The organism is Planomonospora alba (genome assembly GCF_039534085.1).
In the GTDB taxonomy this organism is placed as follows: domain Bacteria; phylum Actinomycetota; class Actinomycetes; order Streptosporangiales; family Streptosporangiaceae; genus Planomonospora_B; species Planomonospora_B alba.
Genome location: NZ_BAAAUT010000169.1, coordinates 1 through 748, shown reverse-complemented (window position 1 = coordinate 748; position 748 = coordinate 1). Strand labels below are relative to the sequence as shown.

1 pseudogene is annotated in these 748 nt (G+C 73.9%); it reads left to right on the top strand.

Annotated features, from left to right (window positions below):
• A pseudogene (locus ABD823_RS34460) lies at nt 1-748 on the top strand (PKD domain-containing protein); the annotation flags it as partial.

Genomic DNA, 748 nt, shown 5'->3' with positions numbered 1-748 from the left:
TGCTGCCCGCCCCCGACGGCCGGTCGATCTACGTCGGCGGCGCCTTCGGCCAGGTGAACGGCGTCACCAACCGGCGACTGACCCGCCTGAGCGTCACCGACGGCCAGGCGCTGCCCGGCTTCACCCCGTCGGTGGACGCCCGCGTCAACGACCTGCGGCTGGCCGGCGGCCGGCTGTACGCCGGCGGCGCCTTCGCCACCGTGGGCGGGACCCCGCAGGCGGCCCTGGCCGCGCTCGACCCGGACACCGGCGCCCGCGACCCGTTCGTGGACCTGGCCTTCGCCGGCACGCAGAACGGCGGCACCACGCAGATCCTCAAGATGGACGTCACACCGGACGAGACCCGCCTGGTGGCGGTGGGCAACTTCGCCACCGTGGACGGGCAGAGCCGGCGCCAGCTCGTCCAGCTGGACCTGACCGGCCCGAGCGCCGAGGTGGCCGACTGGCACACCGCCCGCTACGAGGCCGCCTGCTCGACCTCCTTCGACAGCTACATGCGGGACGTGGACTACTCGCCCGACGGCCGGTTCTTCGTGGTGACGACGACCGGCGCCTACGCGGGCGGCCCGCCGAAGCTCTGCGACACCCACGCGCGGTGGGAGACCTACGCCACCGGCACCGGTCTCAACCCCACCTGGGTCAACTACACCGGCGGCGACACCAGCTACGCGGTCTCGGTGACCCCGCAGGCGGTCTACGTCGGCGGCCACTTCCGCTGGGCGAACAACCCCTTCCGCGGCGACGCGGC